The following is a 17,953-nucleotide window of genomic DNA, read 5'->3' on the forward strand; positions in this document are numbered from 1 at the left end:
GTCGTGATGCCGCTGTGACGCTGACCTCCGCACCCAAGGTCGATGCAGCGTCCGGAAACGGCGATGGCTGCCGGATGACCGGTGCCCATGCCCTGATGGACGCGTTACGGCGCCATGGTGTTGACACGATCTTCGGTTATCCAGGCGGCGCCATCCTTCCGATCTATGACGCCCTCCACGTGGCGGAAAGTGAGGGCTGGCTGCGCCACGTTCTGGTTCGGCATGAGCAGGGAGGAACCCACGCTGCCGATGCTTATGCACGGGCAACCGGTCGCGTCGGTGTTTGCTTCGGTACCTCAGGACCCGGTGCCACCAACCTTGTCACCGGCATTGCCACGGCGCAAATGGATTCAGTGCCGATGGTGGTGATCACCGGGCAGGTGCCTCGAACGGCGATCGGCACCGATGCTTTTCAGGAAACTGACATCTTCGGCATCACCCTGCCGATCGTGAAGCATTCCTGGGTGGTGCGTGATCCGGCGGATCTGGCTTCGGTGGTCGCTCAGGCCTTTCATATCGCCGCCTCTGGGCGTCCAGGTCCAGTGCTGATCGATATTCCCAAGGATGTCGGCCAGGAAGAGTTCGACTACGTGCCCGTGGAGCCAGGCACGGTGATCCCCGCTGGTTTCCGCGCCACTCCCCCCCCAGATCTCGCTGCGGTCGCCGACGCGCTTGCGCTGATCAAAGCGGCGAATCGCCCCCTGTTGTACGTGGGTGGTGGGGCCGTTGCCGCCTCAGCCCACGACAGTTTGAAAGTGCTGGCTGAGCGCTATCAGCTCCCAGTGACCACAACTCTCATGGGAAAGGGCGCCTTTGATGAGAACCACCCCTTGGCGCTGGGCATGCTTGGCATGCATGGCACTGCTTATGCCAATTTCGCCGTCACCGACTGTGACCTGCTGATCGCGGTCGGAGCGCGTTTCGACGACCGCGTGACCGGCAAACTCGATACCTTCGCCCCACGGGCTCGGGTGATCCACTTCGAGATTGACCCTGCCGAAATCGGGAAGAACAGGCGAGCGGATGTGGCGGTTCTCGGCGACGTTGGCGCCAGCTTGGCCGCACTTGTGGAACTGAGCCTTCAAGACACTCCAGAGACCCGCACCGCAGCCTGGCTTGAACGAATCAAGGATTGGAAACAGCGTTACCCCCTGACGATTCCTCCCGCTGAAGGATCGATCTACCCCCAGGAAGTGCTTCTGGCGGTGAGAGAGCTGGCGTCTGATGCCATCGTCACCACCGACGTTGGCCAGCATCAGATGTGGGCAGCGCAATATTTGCGCAACGGGCCTCGAGGCTGGATCAGTAGCGCGGGATTGGGAACGATGGGATTTGGCATGCCAGCGGCACTCGGTGCCCAGGTGGCCTGTCCTGATCGGAGAGTCGTGTGTATTGCAGGCGATGCCAGTGTCTTGATGAATATTCAGGAGCTTGGCACCCTTGCGCAGTACGACCTGCCTGTGAAGGTGGTGATCGTGAACAACCACTGGCAGGGCATGGTCCGCCAGTGGCAGGAAAGTTTCTACGAGGAGCGCTACTCAGCCTCCGACATGCTGAAAGGAATGCCGGATTTCGAGATGCTGGCGCGCTCCTTCGGCGTTGAGGGGGTCAAGATTGTGGAGCGTTCCGAGCTCAAGTCAGGGCTCGCTGCAGCCCTTGCCTCGCCCCATCCCACGCTTGTGGATGTGCATGTTCGGCGTGGCGAGAACTGCTATCCGATGGTGCCTCCTGGCTGCAGCAATGCTCAGATGGTGGGCCTTCCCTCACACCCGGAACTGGCCATGGATCCCAAACGCAACTGCCCAGCGTGCGGTGCCGTCACGTCCAGCGACCATCGCTTCTGCCCCTCTTGTGGAAGCGCTCTGTGATGGTTTTTCAGGTTTTTGGGGTGGCACTGGCGCTGATGCTGCTTGTGGTTCAACCCTTGCTCACCCAGGCCGCTGAAGTTCTTCAGGTTCGTGAGGCCACGCTGTTGCAGGTTGGCGATCGCAACCGCAACTACAGCGTGCGCCTGGCCTGCATCGAGGTGTCGCCCGACGACCAGCAGGTGGCCATCGACTGGTTGCGGCAGGCCGTCCCCCGTCGCCGACGCGTCAATCTTCGTCCGGAGGGAAGTGAGGATGGTCTTCTGCTTGCACGCGTGACGCCGATCGGTGACGAACAGGATCTGGGTGCTGCTCTTGTGAATGAGGGCCTGGCCCACGCAACCTGTCCTCCCGTTTGAGATGGCGCGCAACCGAATCGCTTCCGGCATCGTGATGGTCCCGTGCTTCCTGCTCGGCTCAGCATTTTTCAGCACGGCGATCTGGGGTGATGCGGCGTCTGGCAATCGACCGCTTGCCGTTGGGATGGGGGCTCTGTTGGTTCTGGCCGGTGCTCTCGCACTGCTGATTCAGGGAGATGCTCCAGACACGCAGCAGGATCCTGTGACAAAACCCGACGACCCAGGCTGAAATCTCTAGGTTCAGGCCCATGGTGTGCCTGGCCATGACCCAATCTTCCGAAGCACCGTCCAAGGTCCCTCCCTCTGACGAACCCCTTGGGGTGTCTCGACACGAGGGGCATCGTCGTGGGCGCTCCTCTGCGATCCGCTTCTTTCAATCCGGCTGCGTTCTTCTGGCCACGGTGATCGGTTGCCAGGCCCTTTCAGCCAGTGCCTCATCGCGGTCCACCGTCGTGGCCATCACCCACGGTGATGGGGGCGGTGCGAGTGCTGACTTCATGAGCGGGTTTGCCCTCGGGCTGGATCAGGTCAGAGCTTGCGGAGTTGATCCTGCTTCTGTGGACTGGTTGTCCATCGCCCCAGGAGATGACCCCTCGGCGCTTCTCGGCCAACAGGTGTCTGTGTTGGTGGCTCCTTTTTCGGCTGATCTGGCCACCTATGCCCAGCTCGCCAGCCAGCGCAAGCTTGGGGTTCTTCTCCCTTACCAGCGAGGAGACTCCATTGAGAGCCTTTCTGAACTCGATCCTGAAGGACGTCTTCATCCGGTGGTTCCGCCTTACCAACAGGATCTGAACCATCTGGTGGATGACCTTCGCGATCAGGGCATCCAACGGGTCATGGTGGTGGCCGATCCCACCGATCGAAGCGCCGATCAGGCGGAACGTTTTGTTTCGGCCTTCCAGGCAAAAGGCGGAATCGTGGAGTCTTACGAACCTTCCCTGGTGCAGATGCTGAACCCAGGGGATACCGCCGCTCTTGAACGGTTGGTCAATGATGTGAGCTGGAAGGGACCTCAGGCCATGGTTGTGGCCGCAGCCCACGACAGTGCGCTGGCACAGCAATTGGATCAGGCCCAGGCCTCAGGCCGTTTCGGGCAATCACCCGAGGTCTTGCTTCGGGTCTGGTTGCTGCCCCATCACCGCGTTCAGGATCTCTCCGCACGGTCTTGGCCGCAATTGATTCTCAATCAGCCAGCCCGCGGCCCTGGTTGGACCGACTTTTCTTCTCTGTACAGCAGGGTGCGCGGAGAGCAGCCCACGCTGTTGGCGGCGTCGGGGTTTGATACGTCTCGGTTGATGGCCCTCTCTGCGTTGACGCCCCCACCAATCTCGACCGAGGGAACGCGGGACCCTCTGGGCTGGCTGGCCCCCGATCAGGAGGCGAAACCCCTTTGTGATGCCATCGGGGACCGGTTGAGCGGAAAGCCCGTGCGTCTGATCGGCGCGGCGAGCGATCTCATGCAGCGTCCAGGACAGCCACCTTCGGGGCAGGCCACGACCCGTCGCATCCCGAGTCGGTAGGTTTTCAAGGGGGACGACCCGGGAGAGCGCACTTGTGCTGAGGCTGAGCGAGCTTCGTCTGGAGCTTGATCACACGGAGGAGGATTTGGAACGCGCGGTTCTGCGCTGCCTGAAAATTCCACGGGATCGCCTGCTCGAGCGCCATCTGGTGAAACGCAGCATCGATGCTCGCCGTCGCGATCGAATTCGCCTGATCTACTCCGTCGACGTGCAGGTGCGTGGAGAGGATGCTCTTTTGCGCCGGAGTGCACAGGATCGCCGGATCCGTCGCAGCCCCGATGAGCGCTACCACTACGTGGCGAAGGCTCCTCCATCCCTCGAAGCCGCTGGGCTGCTTCGTCCCGTTGTGATCGGAGCTGGCCCATGCGGATATTTCGCGGCCCTTCTACTCGCTCAAATGGGCTATCGCCCTGTTCTGCTGGAACGGGGCCAGCCCGTGAAGCAGCGCAGTGCGGACACGTTCGGATTCTGGAGAAGGACCTCGGCGTTTCAGCCAGAATCCAATGCGCAGTTCGGCGAAGGGGGGGCGGGAACCTTCTCCGATGGCAAGCTTTACAGCCAGGTGAGTGACCCTGCCCACTACGGCAGGAAGGTGCTGGAGGAACTGGTCGCCTGTGGTGCCAATCGTGAGATCCTCACGCTGCACCGTCCCCATATCGGGACCTTCAAGCTCGCCACTGTGGTGAGGGGGCTGCGGGCACGGATTGAGGCGCTGGGTGGTGAGGTGCGTTTTGGATCCCGGGTGGATGCACTGGAGATCAAAGCCGGATCGTCCTCAGCCAAGAAACCACTGCAGTTAACCGGTGTGAGGCTGTCCGACGGCACACATCTGGCTTGCGACCAGCTGGTTCTGGCCCCAGGACACTCGGCGAGAGACACCTTCGCGATGCTGGAACGGGTTGGTGTGGCCCTGGAACGTAAACCGTTTGCCATCGGCGTGCGTATCGAACACCCTCAGGCGTTGATCGATCGTGCGCGCTGGGGAGACTGCGCCGGTCATCCACTGCTCGGTGCTGCTGAATACAAACTGGTGCATCACGCCAGCAACAGCCGCTGCGTTTACAGCTTTTGCATGTGCCCCGGTGGATTTGTCGTGGGAGCGACCTCTGAGCCAGGCCGTGTTGTGACGAACGGCATGAGCCAACACTCCCGCAATGAGCGCAATGCCAATAGTGGGCTGGTGATTCCAGTTCTGGACGAAGACCTGGAGCCCCATGAACGCTTCCAGGGGGATCCCCTCGCAGGCATGGCGTTTCAACGCACGCTCGAAGGCCGGGCCTTCGAATTGGGAGGGGGCGATTACTGCGCCCCTGTCCAGCGCTTGGAAGACCTGCTCGAGGGCCGTGCATCAACGGACCTGGGCTCGGTGACACCCTCCTACCAGCCAGGTGTTCGTCCTTGCGATCTCGCCGAACTGCTGCCAGCGTCGATGACCGCTGCGCTCAGGGAGGCGCTGCCGGCTTTTGCCAAGCAACTCCCGGGCTACGACCACCCGGATGCCGTGCTCACGGCAATTGAAACGCGAACATCCTCGCCGCTGCGCATTGCGCGCGATGAAGCCTATGAATCGATCAACGTGCAGGGGTTGACTCCCGCTGGCGAGGGAGCCGGGTTCGCAGGGGGCATTCTGTCGGCTGCCATTGATGGAATCCGGGTTGCGGAAGCTGTGGCCTTACGCCTCTCGGCATGACCCTCGCCGTCAAAAAGTCTGGGTTCAGGCCGCGGCCTGACCGACGATGCCACTCCACTGAACCGCTTTCACCTGATCGCGTCGCCAGGAATGGAACAGGTCGGGTTCACTGACTGTGCAAAGAGGGCACAGGGTGACCCTGTCCGCTCGTAGACCCAAGTTCACAAGCTGGAGGAAGGCGGCCCTGCGGATATCGAGGCGACAACGACCGTGCTCAGGATCCGCCTGAGTGACGCCGTCTCGTTCCAGGGTTTGCAGCGATTGCTGGCGACTGCCCAACGCATTGCCAACCATTTCAGCCACAGCGTTTTCAACCTGATAGTTGGGTGCGCTCACAGCAGGACCCAGGGCAACCACGAGGCGCTCCCTCCGGGCACCGAGGGCTTCCAGTTGAGATACCGCTTCGGGAAGAATCCGGCTCGCCACCCCTCTCCATCCGGCATGACAGGCCGAGGCGTGACCGCTGTCGGGGTCGGCAATCAGCACCGGCGTGCAGTCCGCTCCGCAGACCCAGAGACTTTGCCCACCACGATCGCTCACCAGCCCATCAGCCTCAGGCCAAGGGGATTCAGTGGCTTTTGAGGCTGGCAGAACAACGTTGCCGTGAACCTGCTGAGGACGATGCACGCTCGCACCCGTTGAAAGGTACCCGGCGAGCTCTTCAGGTCCCCGGCCCTGCCATCGACGGGTGAAAAAACCATGCTCAAACCCAGCGGCGTGCAGCAGATCAGCCGTGAGGTAGTACCCCCCGTAACAGCCAACCCATGTCCACTGCTCAAGAACATTGAAGTAGCGATCTGGGCGCTGGAAAGGCTCCCCACTGGGACGATGGGCTGGGGTTGGGGCCACGTTCAGACCTCGGGTTGATCCCTGAGCATCCAGAAGCCATCAAACCGCTGGCTGTCGGGTGTGGCCTGCACGGAGATGAACTGAAGTCCCCGAGACCGGTGGACAGAGTCCTTGAGGGCATCACGGCATTCATCCGCCTCCGTCTGGCCCAGGTCGCTGACCAGCCAGCTGTCATCCTGCCCCGCATCAAGAATCAGTTGCTGGGCGTTCATACGCAGCCGGACAGGCTCCAGCCCACCCAGCCAGCCAGCCAGGGCGAGGGCGCGGGTTTGGCTGAAGAGGCGCAGGCCCGGAACCGGAAGCTCAGGATCCATCGCCTCTGGAATCGGGAGCAGATCGTTGAATCCCATGGGCCATTCGCCCGCTTCCCGCAGACTTCCCAGAGGCAGGGCTGCCCAACACCAGGCGTCTCCTCGGACGGCCTCAGGCAGGGGCAGTGGAGGGGTGGCGATCGGTGCGGGAGGTGGCGCGAGCGGGCCAGCCATGTATCCCTTGTCTAGGGGATAGAGATCGCGCTCTCGTTCCTCCAGCCAGTCGAGGAGTGCATAGGTTCTTCGGCTCGGGATCATTTCCAATTCGAGCTCGCCGGCGGCCCGCTGCACCATGGTGCGCATCGCGCTGCGCCAGGTCCGTAAACGCCTTGGAGGCATCCACCCGTGTGTCTGGGCCGTGTCCAGCGCTTCGCGGAGAGCTGATGCCAGCCAGGTGGAGTTCACATCACCGGCAGGACAGCGTTTCTCGAACCGAAAACAGTCCGGCGCTGATGGGGTGGGAGTGCTTGTGATGAGGAGCTCCCATCGCTTTTTCCCATCGGCTTCGAGAATGGGTCTCGAATAAAAGTCCAGTTCCCAGTCAGCCTGCTTCGGTGCCGAGGATCGCTCTCCGTTGTTCCCGGCTGTCTGTGGAGCGGTGATCATCCAGCTGACTGTTCTTGCTGCCTGAGGACGTTACGAGCTCTATTGGCACGTTCGGCAGCTTCCGCCATCACAGCGTCACGATTGATCAGGAGTTCGCCGGGCTGCCCCTCGAGCATGGCCGTGTTCAGAGCAATCCGGCCGCGTCCAGGGTCGAGCTCGGTGATGAGTGCCTTGACGGTATCGCCTTGGTCGAAGACCTCTCGCAATGAGCGCAGGCTGCCCCCGGTGATCATCGACTGGTGAAGGAGTCCGCTGATGCCTCCGAGATCGATGAACAGTCCGTAAGGCTTCACGGCTGCCACGTGTCCTTCCACCAGCTGACCGACTTCCAGCTCGGCGAAACGGGCAGCCGTTGCGGCTTTTTTCTCCGAGAGCACAAGCTTTCGGGTTTCCGGATTGACCTCGAGGAAGGCGACACCAAGGGTTTTACCAACGAGTGCCTCATGGTTTTCGCCCTCTTGCAGCTGTGATCGGGGGATGAAGCCGCGCAGGCCCTCGAGATCACAGGTGACGCCTCCTCGGTTGAAGCCACTCACCTTCACCTGCGCCACTTTGCCTTCTTTCTCGAGCTGCTTCACCTTGTCCCAGCTCTGACGCAGTGCCAGGGCTCTGCAGCTGATGGTGACCATGCCATCAGCATTTTGTTCCCGGGTCACCAGGACCTCGATTTCTAAGCCTTTCGGGAAACGCTCTTTGAGATTCGTGATCACGCCCAGGCCGCACTCACTTTTGGGCATGAAGCCAGGGGCCTTGCCGCCGATGTCGACATACACGCCATCGCTTTCCATGCCGATCACCGTTCCGGTGACCACATCGCCCGTCGTGCCCACGGGCTCGTTTTCGTCGAGGGCAGCCAGGAAGGCATCCTCATCAAAATCGAAGTCATCCACGCTGCGCTGAAGTGAGCCAGGGGCCTGCTGCTTTTGCGTGGGCTTCTGGCGCGGCTTGGATCCACCCATGAGATCGGCCATGGTCATGCCGCCGAAATCATCGTCATCAGGCGATCGAGGTACCTCCGGCTCCGCGACACGGGGAGCTGCAGGGGCCGCTGGCTGCGGAGGAGGTGCCAGGGATGTGCCGGCCTCGAGGGCCGCTTGTTCGAGTTGGGCAGCTTTCGCTGCTGCAGCGTCTGCCGCCGCTCTTGCTTCTTGCGCTTCGCGGCGCAGACGGTCCTGCTCCTCACGCTTGCTGATATGCATCACCTGCAAGGGTTTCTTCGGTGGCTGAGCTGCCGGGGCCGCTGCCTTTCTGGACTCTGAAGATGAATTCTGACGTTCTGTGCCGGCCATGGGACCCGTCGTCCTTGGTCGGCCATTTTGACAGGAGATGGTGAAGAGTCGATGGAGAGCTCGGAAACCCACAGCTCGCGACGTCTGGATCACTTGCATTGGCCTGAGGCGGCCTCGCGCCTGCGTGAGGACCGTTCAACCCTGGTCTGGCCCTTCGGAGCACTGGAGCAGCACGGTCCTCAGCTGCCTCTGGCCACGGATGCTCTGTTCGCGGAGCGGATCCTCTCCCTCGTGCTGGAGTCTCTGCCGGACGCCTGGCCGATCTTGGCGCTGCCTCCGCAGTCGATTGGCCTGTCTCCGGAACACCGAGGGTTTCCTGGCACCTTGAGCCTGAGTGCTGATCTGTTGATTCGCCTGGTTGTGGAGGTGGGGGAGCAGATGGCTGACCAGGGGGTGAAGCGACTGGTGCTCTTCAACGCCCATGGAGGACAGATCGGATTGCTGCAGACAGCGGCCAGGGAGCTGGCAGCCCGCGCTCCATCGATGGCCGTGCTGCCCTGCTTCCTCTGGAGTGGTGTTCCTGGGCTCGAGGACCTGATCCCCAGCATGGAGCTGCAGAACGGATTGCATGCAGGGCTTGCGGAAACCAGTCTGATGCTGGCCCTCGCACCGGAACTCGTCGGACCGGAGCGGCCCTGCGATGGACTCGACTCCGCCATTCCCATCCCTGAGGGGTGGAGTCTTGAGGGGGCTGCCCCTTACGCCTGGTTCACAGCCGACATCAGCAGCAGCGGCGTTGTTGGAGACACGCGCGGAGCCGACGACTCTCTTGGAGAGCGTCTGAAGACCACCCTGATGGAGCACTGGATCAGCCTTTTCAGCAGTTTGATGCGTTCTGATTGGCCCCCTACTGCCGATGCCAGGCGTGTGAGAGGACCATCAACCATGCAGCCATAAGTGGTGGCTCTGGTTACAGTCGGTCGCACTGAATAGTTTGGAACGATCCATGCCGACCCCTGTCACCTCCGAGGTCGCCGTCCTAGATGGGCAGGCTGGATCCGTCCAGGCTCTCCCCGACTTCTCCAGCGAGGCGTACAAGGACGCGTATAGCCGTATCAACGCGATCGTGATCGAAGGTGAGCAGGAGGCTCACGACAACTACATCTCCCTTGGCACTCTGATCCCCGAGCAGGCGGATGAGCTGGCACGACTGGCCAGGATGGAGATGAAGCACATGAAGGGCTTCATGTCCTGTGGACGGAATCTTGGTGTGGAGGCTGATATGCCTTTCGCGAAGGAGTTCTTTGGGCCTCTCCACGGCAATTTCCAGACAGCTCTGAAAGAGGGCAAGGTGGTGACATGCCTGCTCATTCAGGCGTTGTTGATTGAAGCCTTTGCGATTTCCGCTTATCACATCTACATCCCTGTCGCTGATCCCTTTGCTCGCAAGATCACTGAGGGGGTGGTGAAGGATGAATACACCCACCTCAACTACGGGCAGGAGTGGCTGAAAGCCAACTTCGAAGCGAGCCGCGAGGAGCTGATGGAAGCCAACAAAGTGAATCTTCCCCTGATTCGCTCCATGCTCGAGCAGGTGGCTAAGGACGCCGCTGTTCTCAAGATGGAGAAGGAAGATCTCATCGAGGATTTCCTCATCGCCTACCAGGAGGCGCTCGAAGAGATTGGTTTCACATCCCGGGACATCGCTCGGATGGCTGCTGCGGCTCTCTCCATCTGAACCTCAGGCCCCTTGGTTCGGTCCGGTTCGCCCACAGGCACGTTGTCCAGAACACGTGCCAACGTGGGACGATGATCGATCAGCCCACCATGGGGTGCGGTTCTGTTTCATGCGTTCACACACGACCGTTGGCGTCACATGTTTGGTCTGATCGGACATTCCACAAGTTTTGAAGCCGCCAGGCGGAAGGCTTCCGAACTTGGGTTCGATCACATCGCCGAGGGTGACCTCGATGTGTGGTGCAGCGCCCCTCCTCAGCTGGTGGAGCACGTTGAGGTCACCAGCGCCACGGGGCGAACCATTCAGGGTGCCTACATCGATTCCTGCTTCGTGCCGGAAATGCTCAGCCGTTTCAAGACGGCACGCCGCAAGGTGCTCAATGCCATGGAGCTCGCCCAGAAAAAGGGCATCGACATCACAGCTCTTGGCGGCTTCACGTCGATCATCTTTGAGAATTTCAACCTGCTGCAGCATCAGCACGTGCGCAGTACAACCCTGGCCTGGGAGCGCTTCACTACGGGCAATACCCACACAGCCTGGGTGATCTGCCGTCAGGTTGAAAACAACGCTCCCGCTTTAGGGATTGATCTCAAAAAGGCCTCCGTGGCAGTTGTTGGAGCAACCGGCGATATCGGCAGTGCCGTCTGTCGCTGGCTCTCGTCCCGCACCGGTGTGGCCGAATTGCTGCTCGTTGCCCGGCAACAGAAACCCCTCGAAGAGCTTCGGGAAGAGCTGGGTGGCGGTCGGATTCTCAGCCTTGAAGACGCCCTGCCAGAAGCGGATGTGGTGGTTTGGGTCGCCAGCATGCCTCGAACCCTGGAGATTGATACATCGCGACTGAAGACTCCCTGTCTGATGATTGATGGCGGTTATCCCAAAAACCTCGATGCTCGTGTGGCTGCCAAAGGCATTCACGTTCTGAAGGGGGGGATTGTTGAATTCTTCACCGACATCGGATGGTCGATGATGGAAATCGCCGAGATGGAGAAACCTCAGCGTCAGATGTTTGCGTGCTTCGCCGAGGCCATGCTTCTCGAGTTTGAGTCGCACCACACCAACTTCAGCTGGGGGCGCAACAACATCACCCTTGAGAAAATGGATTTCATCGGTGGGGCCTCCGTTCGCCACGGTTTCACCACCCTCAATCTGCAGGGCCTGCCGCAGGCTGCAGTCGCCTGACCTCACTCTCTTGATCCGCCATGCCACGCCGTCCGCTGCTCGAGTTCGAGAAACCCCTGGTTGAACTTGAGCAGCAGATTGAACAGATCCGGCAGCGTGCGCGCGACTCCGAGGTTGATGTCAGCCCCCAGCTTCATCAGCTCGAAACGCTTGCTGCGCGCCGTCGCGAGGAGATTTTTAAGTCCCTCACGCCAGCTCAAAAGATTCAAGTCGCGCGTCATCCCCACCGCCCAAGCACCCTGGACTACATCCAGATGCTCTGCGACGACTGGGTGGAGCTCCATGGTGATCGGCGCGGCAGTGACGATCAGGCCTTGATCGGAGGCATTGGTCGCCTGGGCGATCGTGCCGTGCTGTTGATCGGACATCAGAAGGGACGGGACACGAAAGAAAACGTGGCGCGCAACTTTGGAATGGCCACCCCCGGCGGCTATCGCAAGGCCCTGCGTCTGATGGACCATGCCAATCGCTTTGGGCTGCCCATCCTTTCGTTCATCGATACACCCGGCGCCTATGCCGGTCTGTTGGCTGAAGAGCAGGGGCAAGGGGAAGCGATCGCGGTGAACCTGCGCGAGATGTTCCGATTCAGAGTGCCCATCATTGCCACCGTGATTGGAGAGGGCGGCTCCGGGGGCGCCTTAGGGATTGGCGTCGCCGACAAGCTGCTGATGTTCGAGCACAGTGTTTACACGGTTGCCAGTCCCGAGGCCTGCGCATCCATTCTTTGGCGTGATGCAGGAAAAGCGTCCGAAGCAGCTTCGGCGCTCAAGATCACCGGTCCGGATCTGCTCAGCCTCGGTGTGGTGGATGAGGTGCTTCCTGAGCCCGTTGGTGGCAATCACTGGGCTCCATTGGAGGCTGGCGAGATCTTGAAGGAGGCCCTGACCCGCAATCTTGAGGGTCTTCTGCAGCTCTCCGAGGACGCATTGAAAGAGCAGCGCTACCGCAAATTCCGGGCCATGGGGCAATTTCTTGATGATTGATCACCAGAAGCCCTCATGGCTGAGTAGGGTGCCTCGGCTTGCACGGATCCATTGCCTTCCGTACTGATCACAGGTGCATCCCGCGGTATTGGTCATGCTGCCGCCAAAGCCTTTGCCGCAGCCGGGTGGGATCTGCTTCTGGTGTCTCGAAGTGAGGCGGCGCTTCAGTCGCTCTCGGCTGAATTGTCCACCAGTGGCAGCCGCGTTGCCTATCGCGCCATCGACCTCACGGATTCTGAAGCGATCGCTCCTGGCCTCAACGAACTCCTTAGCCAGGGACTTCGCCCCTCGGTTCTGATCAACAATGCGGGTGCGGCTTACACGGGTGACTTGCTTGCCATGCCGCTTGATCGCTGGGAGTGGCTGATGCAGCTCAATCTCACCAGTGTCTTTCAGGTTTGCGCTGCTGTGGTTCCCGCCATGCGACCCGCGGGTGGCCTCGTCATCAATGTGAGCAGCCATGCCGCACACAATGCCTTCCCTGGTTGGGGGGCTTACTGCACGGTCAAAGCAGCCCTCGCCAGCTTCACCCGTTGCTTGGCGGAAGAGGAACGTGGCAACGGGATCCGTGCCTGCACACTCACGCTTGGTGCTGTGGATACGTCACTGTGGGATTCCCCTACAGTCGACAGCACTTTCGATCGCCGTGCGATGCTGCCCGTGAATCAGGCAGCGTCCGCACTCCTGCATCTTGCTCAGCAACCTGCCACACAGGTCATCGAAGACCTCACTCTGATGCCGGCCACCGGCGCTTTCTGATCACAGTTTGATATGACTTCAACTCTCCCTGTCTCCACAAACGGCAACGGTTCCGCCAGCCAGAACGCAAAGCTTTCGGCGCTTCAATCCCGTGTGTCTGATCGGATTCGTGCACGATTGCGGGAACGGGATGTGTCGTTCCTTGCCAACGACAATGTGGCAGACCATCTCCTTCCTGGAGAACTTGATGCCTTGCAGGTTGAGGTGGCGGACCGTGTCCGCGATTTGCTGCATTCTCTTGTGATCGACATCGAGAACGATCACAACACCGCCGAGACAGCCGAGCGTGTGGCGAAGATGTACCTGCACGAGGTGTTCAAGGGCCGATATCACCAGCAGCCGAAAGTTGCCAGCTTCCCCAATGTGAAGCGCCTGGATGAAATTTATACCGTTGGGCCCATCACAGTGCGCTCGGCCTGTTCTCACCACCTGGTGCCCATCATGGGTAACTGCTGGATTGGTATCAAGCCCGGAGAGCGAGTCATCGGACTGTCGAAATTCACCCGCGTTGCCGATTGGGTGTTTTCAAGGCCTCACATCCAAGAAGAGGCGGTGATGATTCTTGCCGACGAGATCGAGCGACTGTGCGAACCCCAGGGCTTGGGCATCATCATCAAAGCTCAGCACTACTGCATGAAATGGCGGGGTGTGAAAGAGCCCCAAACCAGCATGGTGAATTCAGTGGTTCGCGGTGATTTCCGCCATGACCCCAGCTTGAAGCAGGAATTCTTTGAACTCGTGCGTCAGCAAGAAGCGCTTCTCAGCACCTGATAGGGAGTGGGCCAACGATGGCCCTCAACGGTCAATCGGTGACGGGTCCCAGCACGTTGCTCGAAATCCGTTGCACCTTTCCATCTGAGGTTTTGACGACAAGAACGGCCATCAATTGATGTCCGCGGTCACTGGGTTGAATGCGGTAGCTGCTTTCACGGACGGTATTGACCAGCTGCCAGTTTCCCTGGTTGTTGCGTCGATACCAGTGGATGTGAACTTCATCGAACCCCCCACCTTGAAGCATCAGCTCAGCTTTGATCAGTTGTCCTTCCCTGGCTTTGCCGATCAGTTCAAAGCGCTTCAACCCTTCGATCGCTTGTTCGATGTGGCCTTCGCTTTGGACGTCACGATTGATCTGGCCTTCCAAAACCTGAATCTGCTTCTGGGGACTGGCAGTGAGTCCTGGAACGCACTGAAGGCTGCCGTTTTCGAGACGGCAACCCGGCAGCAGGCCCTGGGCTGACATCCCTACCGGCAGTCCTGCCATCAAAACCAGAAGCAGGGGTGACAGCCGAATCATCAAGCTGGGGGCATCAGGGATTCAACCTATCCAAGCCTGCGAGCTCTGTCTCCAAGAGAAGCCACGAGCGCTTGCACCCGAGCGAGATCTTTCACGCCGGGGCTGATTTCCAATCGACTCGATGCATCAAGGCCGAAGGGATGCACGCTGTCGAGGTTGGGCACCCACTCCGCGCAGATTCCGCCGGCAAGCCACCAGGGAGCTCCTCCCTTGAGGTGCATCTGGACTTTGTTCAGCCAGATCGGGTTCAGTTGGTGCCCTGTGCCCCCCAGTTGCTGGGAGCTCCAGGCATCGATGAGCAGTGCATCCACGTGGTGGGTGTAGCGGTGGATCGCCTCAAGATCAGCATCATCCCGGAGGCGTAAGGCTTTCCACCAGCGGATGCTCGGGTACTTAGCCCGAAGGTCTGCGCAGCGTGCCTGTGATTCCTCACCATGCAGCTGAACCACCGACGGCATTCCCTCACCACTCAAGAGTTCATCGAGTGTGTTGTCGTCGGGGTCAGCGGCCACCCAAACGCGCTCAACATCGGAATGAGAGGCCAGCTTGGCGTAAATCTCCCTGCGCTTCTCGGGCGCGACGTAGCGAGGGGTTCCCTCCACGCCGATCACGCCGATGGCCTGCACCCCCATCGCAGCGATAGCGCAAGCTTGATCGCTGTCGGTCAGACCGCAGATTTTGAGGTGCAGGTCCAGGCCAGCCATGGCGAAAAGCGGCGATCGCAATCCTTTCTAGGATCATGGAATTGATGCCGACCGGCTTCGCCGGTGAATCTCTTGGGTGATGGCTGGCAACTGATGCGCATCGGTGGCATCCCACTGCGGGTCCACCCCAGCTGGTTCATCATTCTGGTGCTGTTCACCTTGGCGTTTCAGCGCGAGGTCGCCCAACTTCCCGCAGCACAAGGCCTTGTCTGGGCCAGCTGGTTGACGGGATTTCTGACTGCCCTGCTCCTCTTCGTCTCCGTTCTTCTGCACGAGCTAGGGCATTCGGTGATGGCGCTCCGCGAAGGGGTGAAGGTCAGCAGCATCACCCTCTTCCTTCTCGGTGGGGTGGCCAGAGTTGAAAAGGAATGCCCCACACCGATGGGTGCCTTGCGCGTCGCTGCAGCTGGCCCCGCTGTGAGCCTGATACTTGCTGCCGCTCTGCTGGCCAGCATGCATGCAGCTGACCACGTGAATCCTCTGCTGGGAAATTTGGTCACCCAGCTCGGCTGGCTCAACCTGATTTTGGCCTTGTTCAACCTGCTGCCTGGCTTGCCTCTTGATGGCGGCCTGATTCTCAAAGCTTTGGTTTGGCAGTGGACGGGCAGTCAGCGCAAAGGCATTCAGGTGGCGACAGCCAGCGGCCGTTGTTTGTCGCTGCTGGCCATGATGATCGGCTTCTGGCTGATGTTCAAAGGGGGCGTTTGGACAGGCCTCTGGTTGGTGATGCTCGGCTGGTTCGGCATGGGCGCTTCACGCAGCCAAACCCAAACCCTGGCTTTGCAGCAGGTTCTTCAAAAAGAAACGGTCGGTAAGACGGCATCCCGACACTTTCGTGTTGTTGAAGCCGATCAGCCTCTGCGCACGCTGAGCCACATGAGGCTTGGGGCTGTGGATAGCGATCAACCTCGCCTTTCCGATTGGGTGCTGGTCTGCAAGGACGGTCGTTGGGTCGGCTTCATTACCGATCAACCTCTGAGGGATTTGCCCGTGCAGCAGTGGGATCGGCAGACCATCAGTGATCATCTCCAGCCCCTCGACCGTTTGCCGTCCATCCAACAGTCATCGCCTCTTTGGAAGGCGGTGCTCGCTCTGGAGCAGAGCGAACAGGGACGTTTGCTCGTGCTCAGCCCTGCAGGTCTCCCCGACGGCACCCTGGATCGCAGTGAGCTTGGTGAAGCCGTGCTTCGAGGGCTGGCCGTGAAACTTCCCGATGCCATGTTGGAAAGCGCGAGGCGGAACAACACCTACCCCCTTGGTCTGCCCTTGCTGCAAGTGGTCAACAGCATGCAAGCTTCAGGCCTTCTCGATCCTCAGGCCTGAACAGACTCGAGGCTGTAGCGGTTCGCGAGTGCGTTCATCCGCTGAAGCTCTCTTGGGGAGAGGGCTTCCCTGCGCCATTCCAGATCGAGGCTGAGCCTTTGGAATGACTGCTGGAGGGCAAGTTCAAGGCTTGCTGCCGAGGGGGCCGAAGGCGTCCAGCAGGGGGGCGAGGTTGCAAACACAGCCTCCCAGAGGCCCTCAGGAGGAGCGAGGGGTATTTCCCCGTGCTGCAACAGCTGACCCCGTTTCCAGAATTGGGCACTGCCGATGCGTTTGCAGCCGCGGGAATCGACCAGATCAGCCGTTGTGGACTGGGCGAAACAGTCAGCCGTGATCCTGTCCGCCGCAGCCGTGCCCGGTTTGAGATGGAGACCCAGAGCCTTCAGTCCCTCCTGAAGACATTGGTTCACCTGGAGATAAGCCTGTCGGCGTTGACGGGGGGGATTGGCCCAGATCAGGGCATAGGTGAGTCCGCCTGCATGCAGCACGGCACCACCTCCGCTGGGGCGCCGCACCAAATCCAAGTCACCGCGCGCGGCGAGCTGCCGCCACAGGTCGGTTGGGGGACCCTGGTGGCGTCCTAAGGAGAGGGTGGGGCGACTCCATCGATAGAAACGCAAAATCAGGGCATCAGCCCTGCTGCTGCAGCTCTGCTCCAGCAGCAGGGTGTCGAGGGCCATCTGTTCAGCACCGCTGCGGGTCTGGGTCGGCACAAGCCGAGCTGGGCAGCGTCCGCCGGACGGGCAAGATGCAGGCAGCGTCATGGCAGCGATGACATTGGCAGAAGGTCTAGTGGTTCTGCCGATGGGACTGCTCGCGGGAGCTCTGGCAGGCCTGCTGGGCATCGGCGGCGGGTTGATTTTCGCGCCCCTGCTGCTTTGGATGGGCCTCACTCCGCATCAGGCCCTCGCCACGAGCACCTTCGCCATTGTTCCCACCGCCATCGGTGGCAGTTTCACCCACTGGCGGAGCCGTTCCTTGCCGCTGCAGCCTGGCCTGGTGATTGGCCTGACGGCCTTTGCGACCGCATTGATCTTCAGTCGCCTTGGTGGTTTGGTGGCCGGCTGGCACCTCTTGGCCCTGCAGGCCCTGTTGTATCTCGTTTTGGCTGGCTCAATCCGAGCTGATCGTGAAGCATCTCCGACGAGTGATGGGCAGGGGCCATCGCCCTGGGGGTTGTCGGCTGTCGGCGCTGTGGCGGGTCTGTCCGGAGGACTGCTTGGCCTGGGTGGAGGGCTGTTGATGGTGCCCCTGATGGTGAGTGGATTGTCGATGCCCATCCGTCAGGCCATTCGACTGAGCACGTTGGCCGTGGCCTGTTCGGCCAGTGCAGCGTCGCTCCAGTTTCTCCAGGAAGGACGGGGATTGGCCTCGATGGGATTGCTGCTCGGAGGCGTTGCTGCAGTTTCGGCCCAGTGGACTGCATCCCGCCTGGATCGGGTTAGGCCGGGAATGTTGGCCTGGCTTTTACGGCTCCTGGCCTTGGTGCTGGCCATCGACAGCGGACGACGGGCCATCGCCCTCGCGCTACCCCTGAATTGAAC

The 17,953-nt window shown here is 60.7% G+C and carries 19 protein-coding genes; 13 read left to right on the forward strand and 6 right to left on the reverse strand.

What is annotated here, in order from left to right; translation table 11 throughout:
- The first annotated feature begins 14 nt into the window (after positions 1–14).
- From ilvB to SynBMKMC1_RS03680, 5 genes are read left to right on the forward strand one after another with little or no spacing between them, the layout of a single operon-like run.
- Entirely contained in the window at positions 15–1,868 is a 1,854-nt protein-coding gene (ilvB, locus tag SynBMKMC1_RS03660) for a biosynthetic-type acetolactate synthase large subunit (protein WP_011932557.1), read from the forward strand.
- Complete coding sequence (locus tag SynBMKMC1_RS03665; protein ID WP_011932558.1) at positions 1,868–2,224, forward strand: hypothetical protein; 357 nt, start codon at positions 1,868–1,870, stop codon at positions 2,222–2,224. The genes ilvB and SynBMKMC1_RS03665 overlap by 1 nt, the downstream gene beginning before the upstream one ends.
- Before the next feature lies 1 nt (position 2,225).
- The gene (locus SynBMKMC1_RS03670; RefSeq protein WP_011932559.1) at positions 2,226–2,453 is read left to right on the forward strand and encodes a GIVxVP protein; all 228 of its coding nucleotides are present in this window, start codon (positions 2,226–2,228) and stop codon (positions 2,451–2,453) included.
- Between the two features lie 34 nt (positions 2,454–2,487).
- On the forward strand, positions 2,488–3,744 hold the full coding sequence (locus SynBMKMC1_RS03675) for an amino acid ABC transporter substrate-binding protein (protein ID WP_186472742.1): 1,257 nt from the start codon (positions 2,488–2,490) through the stop codon (positions 3,742–3,744).
- A gap of 34 nt (positions 3,745–3,778) precedes the next feature.
- Positions 3,779–5,434: an NAD(P)/FAD-dependent oxidoreductase gene (locus SynBMKMC1_RS03680; protein WP_186472743.1), complete on the forward strand. Its 1,656-nt coding sequence runs from the start codon at positions 3,779–3,781 to the stop codon at positions 5,432–5,434.
- Positions 5,435–5,458: 24 nt separating this feature from the next.
- Here SynBMKMC1_RS03680 and pgeF read toward each other — a convergent pair whose 3' ends face one another.
- Genes pgeF through SynBMKMC1_RS03695 form a run of 3 tightly spaced genes read right to left on the reverse strand, consistent with a single transcriptional unit; the run spans position 5,459 to position 8,489 of the window.
- The gene (gene pgeF, locus SynBMKMC1_RS03685; RefSeq protein WP_186472744.1) at positions 5,459–6,283 is read right to left on the reverse strand and encodes a peptidoglycan editing factor PgeF; all 825 of its coding nucleotides are present in this window, start codon (positions 6,281–6,283) and stop codon (positions 5,459–5,461) included.
- 2 nt (positions 6,284–6,285) lie between these two features.
- Positions 6,286–7,200, reverse strand: coding sequence for a Tab2/Atab2 family RNA-binding protein (locus SynBMKMC1_RS03690; protein ID WP_186472745.1), 915 nt, complete (start codon positions 7,198–7,200; stop codon positions 6,286–6,288).
- Complete coding sequence (locus tag SynBMKMC1_RS03695; RefSeq protein WP_186472746.1) at positions 7,197–8,489, reverse strand: S1 RNA-binding domain-containing protein; 1,293 nt, start codon at positions 8,487–8,489, stop codon at positions 7,197–7,199. The genes SynBMKMC1_RS03690 and SynBMKMC1_RS03695 overlap by 4 nt, the downstream gene beginning before the upstream one ends.
- Before the next feature lie 51 nt (positions 8,490–8,540).
- Here SynBMKMC1_RS03695 and SynBMKMC1_RS03700 point away from each other — a divergent pair, with 51 nt between their 5' ends.
- From SynBMKMC1_RS03700 to folE, 6 genes are all read left to right on the forward strand, one after another.
- Entirely contained in the window at positions 8,541–9,386 is an 846-nt protein-coding gene (locus SynBMKMC1_RS03700; protein ID WP_186472747.1) for a creatininase family protein, read from the forward strand.
- 49 nt (positions 9,387–9,435) lie between these two features.
- Positions 9,436–10,167 carry an aldehyde oxygenase (deformylating) gene (locus tag SynBMKMC1_RS03705; protein WP_186472748.1) on the forward strand — a complete coding sequence of 244 codons (732 nt, stop codon included), beginning with the start codon at positions 9,436–9,438 and terminating at the stop codon, positions 10,165–10,167.
- A gap of 138 nt (positions 10,168–10,305) precedes the next feature.
- Entirely contained in the window at positions 10,306–11,346 is a 1,041-nt protein-coding gene (locus SynBMKMC1_RS03710; RefSeq protein WP_011932567.1) for a long-chain acyl-[acyl-carrier-protein] reductase, read from the forward strand.
- 20 nt (positions 11,347–11,366) lie between these two features.
- Positions 11,367–12,329 carry an acetyl-CoA carboxylase carboxyltransferase subunit alpha gene (locus SynBMKMC1_RS03715; protein WP_186472749.1) on the forward strand — a complete coding sequence of 321 codons (963 nt, stop codon included), beginning with the start codon at positions 11,367–11,369 and terminating at the stop codon, positions 12,327–12,329.
- Positions 12,330–12,380: 51 nt separating this feature from the next.
- Positions 12,381–13,088: an SDR family oxidoreductase gene (locus SynBMKMC1_RS03720; RefSeq protein WP_186472750.1), complete on the forward strand. Its 708-nt coding sequence runs from the start codon at positions 12,381–12,383 to the stop codon at positions 13,086–13,088.
- A gap of 12 nt (positions 13,089–13,100) precedes the next feature.
- On the forward strand, positions 13,101–13,859 hold the full coding sequence (gene folE, locus SynBMKMC1_RS03725; protein ID WP_011932570.1) for a GTP cyclohydrolase I: 759 nt from the start codon (positions 13,101–13,103) through the stop codon (positions 13,857–13,859).
- 31 nt (positions 13,860–13,890) lie between these two features.
- On the opposite strand, the gene SynBMKMC1_RS03730 is transcribed toward folE, so the two are convergent.
- Complete coding sequence (locus SynBMKMC1_RS03730) at positions 13,891–14,382, reverse strand: hypothetical protein (protein WP_186472751.1); 492 nt, start codon at positions 14,380–14,382, stop codon at positions 13,891–13,893.
- 26 nt (positions 14,383–14,408) lie between these two features.
- Complete coding sequence (locus tag SynBMKMC1_RS03735; protein WP_186472752.1) at positions 14,409–15,086, reverse strand: phosphoribosylanthranilate isomerase; 678 nt, start codon at positions 15,084–15,086, stop codon at positions 14,409–14,411.
- 72 nt (positions 15,087–15,158) lie between these two features.
- On the opposite strand from SynBMKMC1_RS03735, the gene SynBMKMC1_RS03740 reads away from it, so the two are divergent.
- Complete coding sequence (locus SynBMKMC1_RS03740) at positions 15,159–16,409, forward strand: site-2 protease family protein (protein ID WP_186473309.1); 1,251 nt, start codon at positions 15,159–15,161, stop codon at positions 16,407–16,409.
- On the opposite strand, the gene SynBMKMC1_RS03745 is transcribed toward SynBMKMC1_RS03740, so the two are convergent.
- Entirely contained in the window at positions 16,400–17,173 is a 774-nt protein-coding gene (locus tag SynBMKMC1_RS03745) for a lipoate--protein ligase family protein (protein WP_186472753.1), read from the reverse strand. The two genes, SynBMKMC1_RS03740 and SynBMKMC1_RS03745, sit on opposite strands and share 10 nt — an antisense overlap.
- Between SynBMKMC1_RS03745 and SynBMKMC1_RS03750 the strand changes: the two genes are divergently transcribed.
- Positions 17,172–17,951: a sulfite exporter TauE/SafE family protein gene (locus tag SynBMKMC1_RS03750; RefSeq protein WP_186472754.1), complete on the forward strand. Its 780-nt coding sequence runs from the start codon at positions 17,172–17,174 to the stop codon at positions 17,949–17,951. The two genes, SynBMKMC1_RS03745 and SynBMKMC1_RS03750, sit on opposite strands and share 2 nt — an antisense overlap.
- Positions 17,952–17,953 lie beyond the last annotated feature (2 nt).

It is taken from the genome of Synechococcus sp. BMK-MC-1, assembly GCF_014279955.1.
Classification (GTDB): domain Bacteria; phylum Cyanobacteriota; class Cyanobacteriia; order PCC-6307; family Cyanobiaceae; genus Synechococcus_C.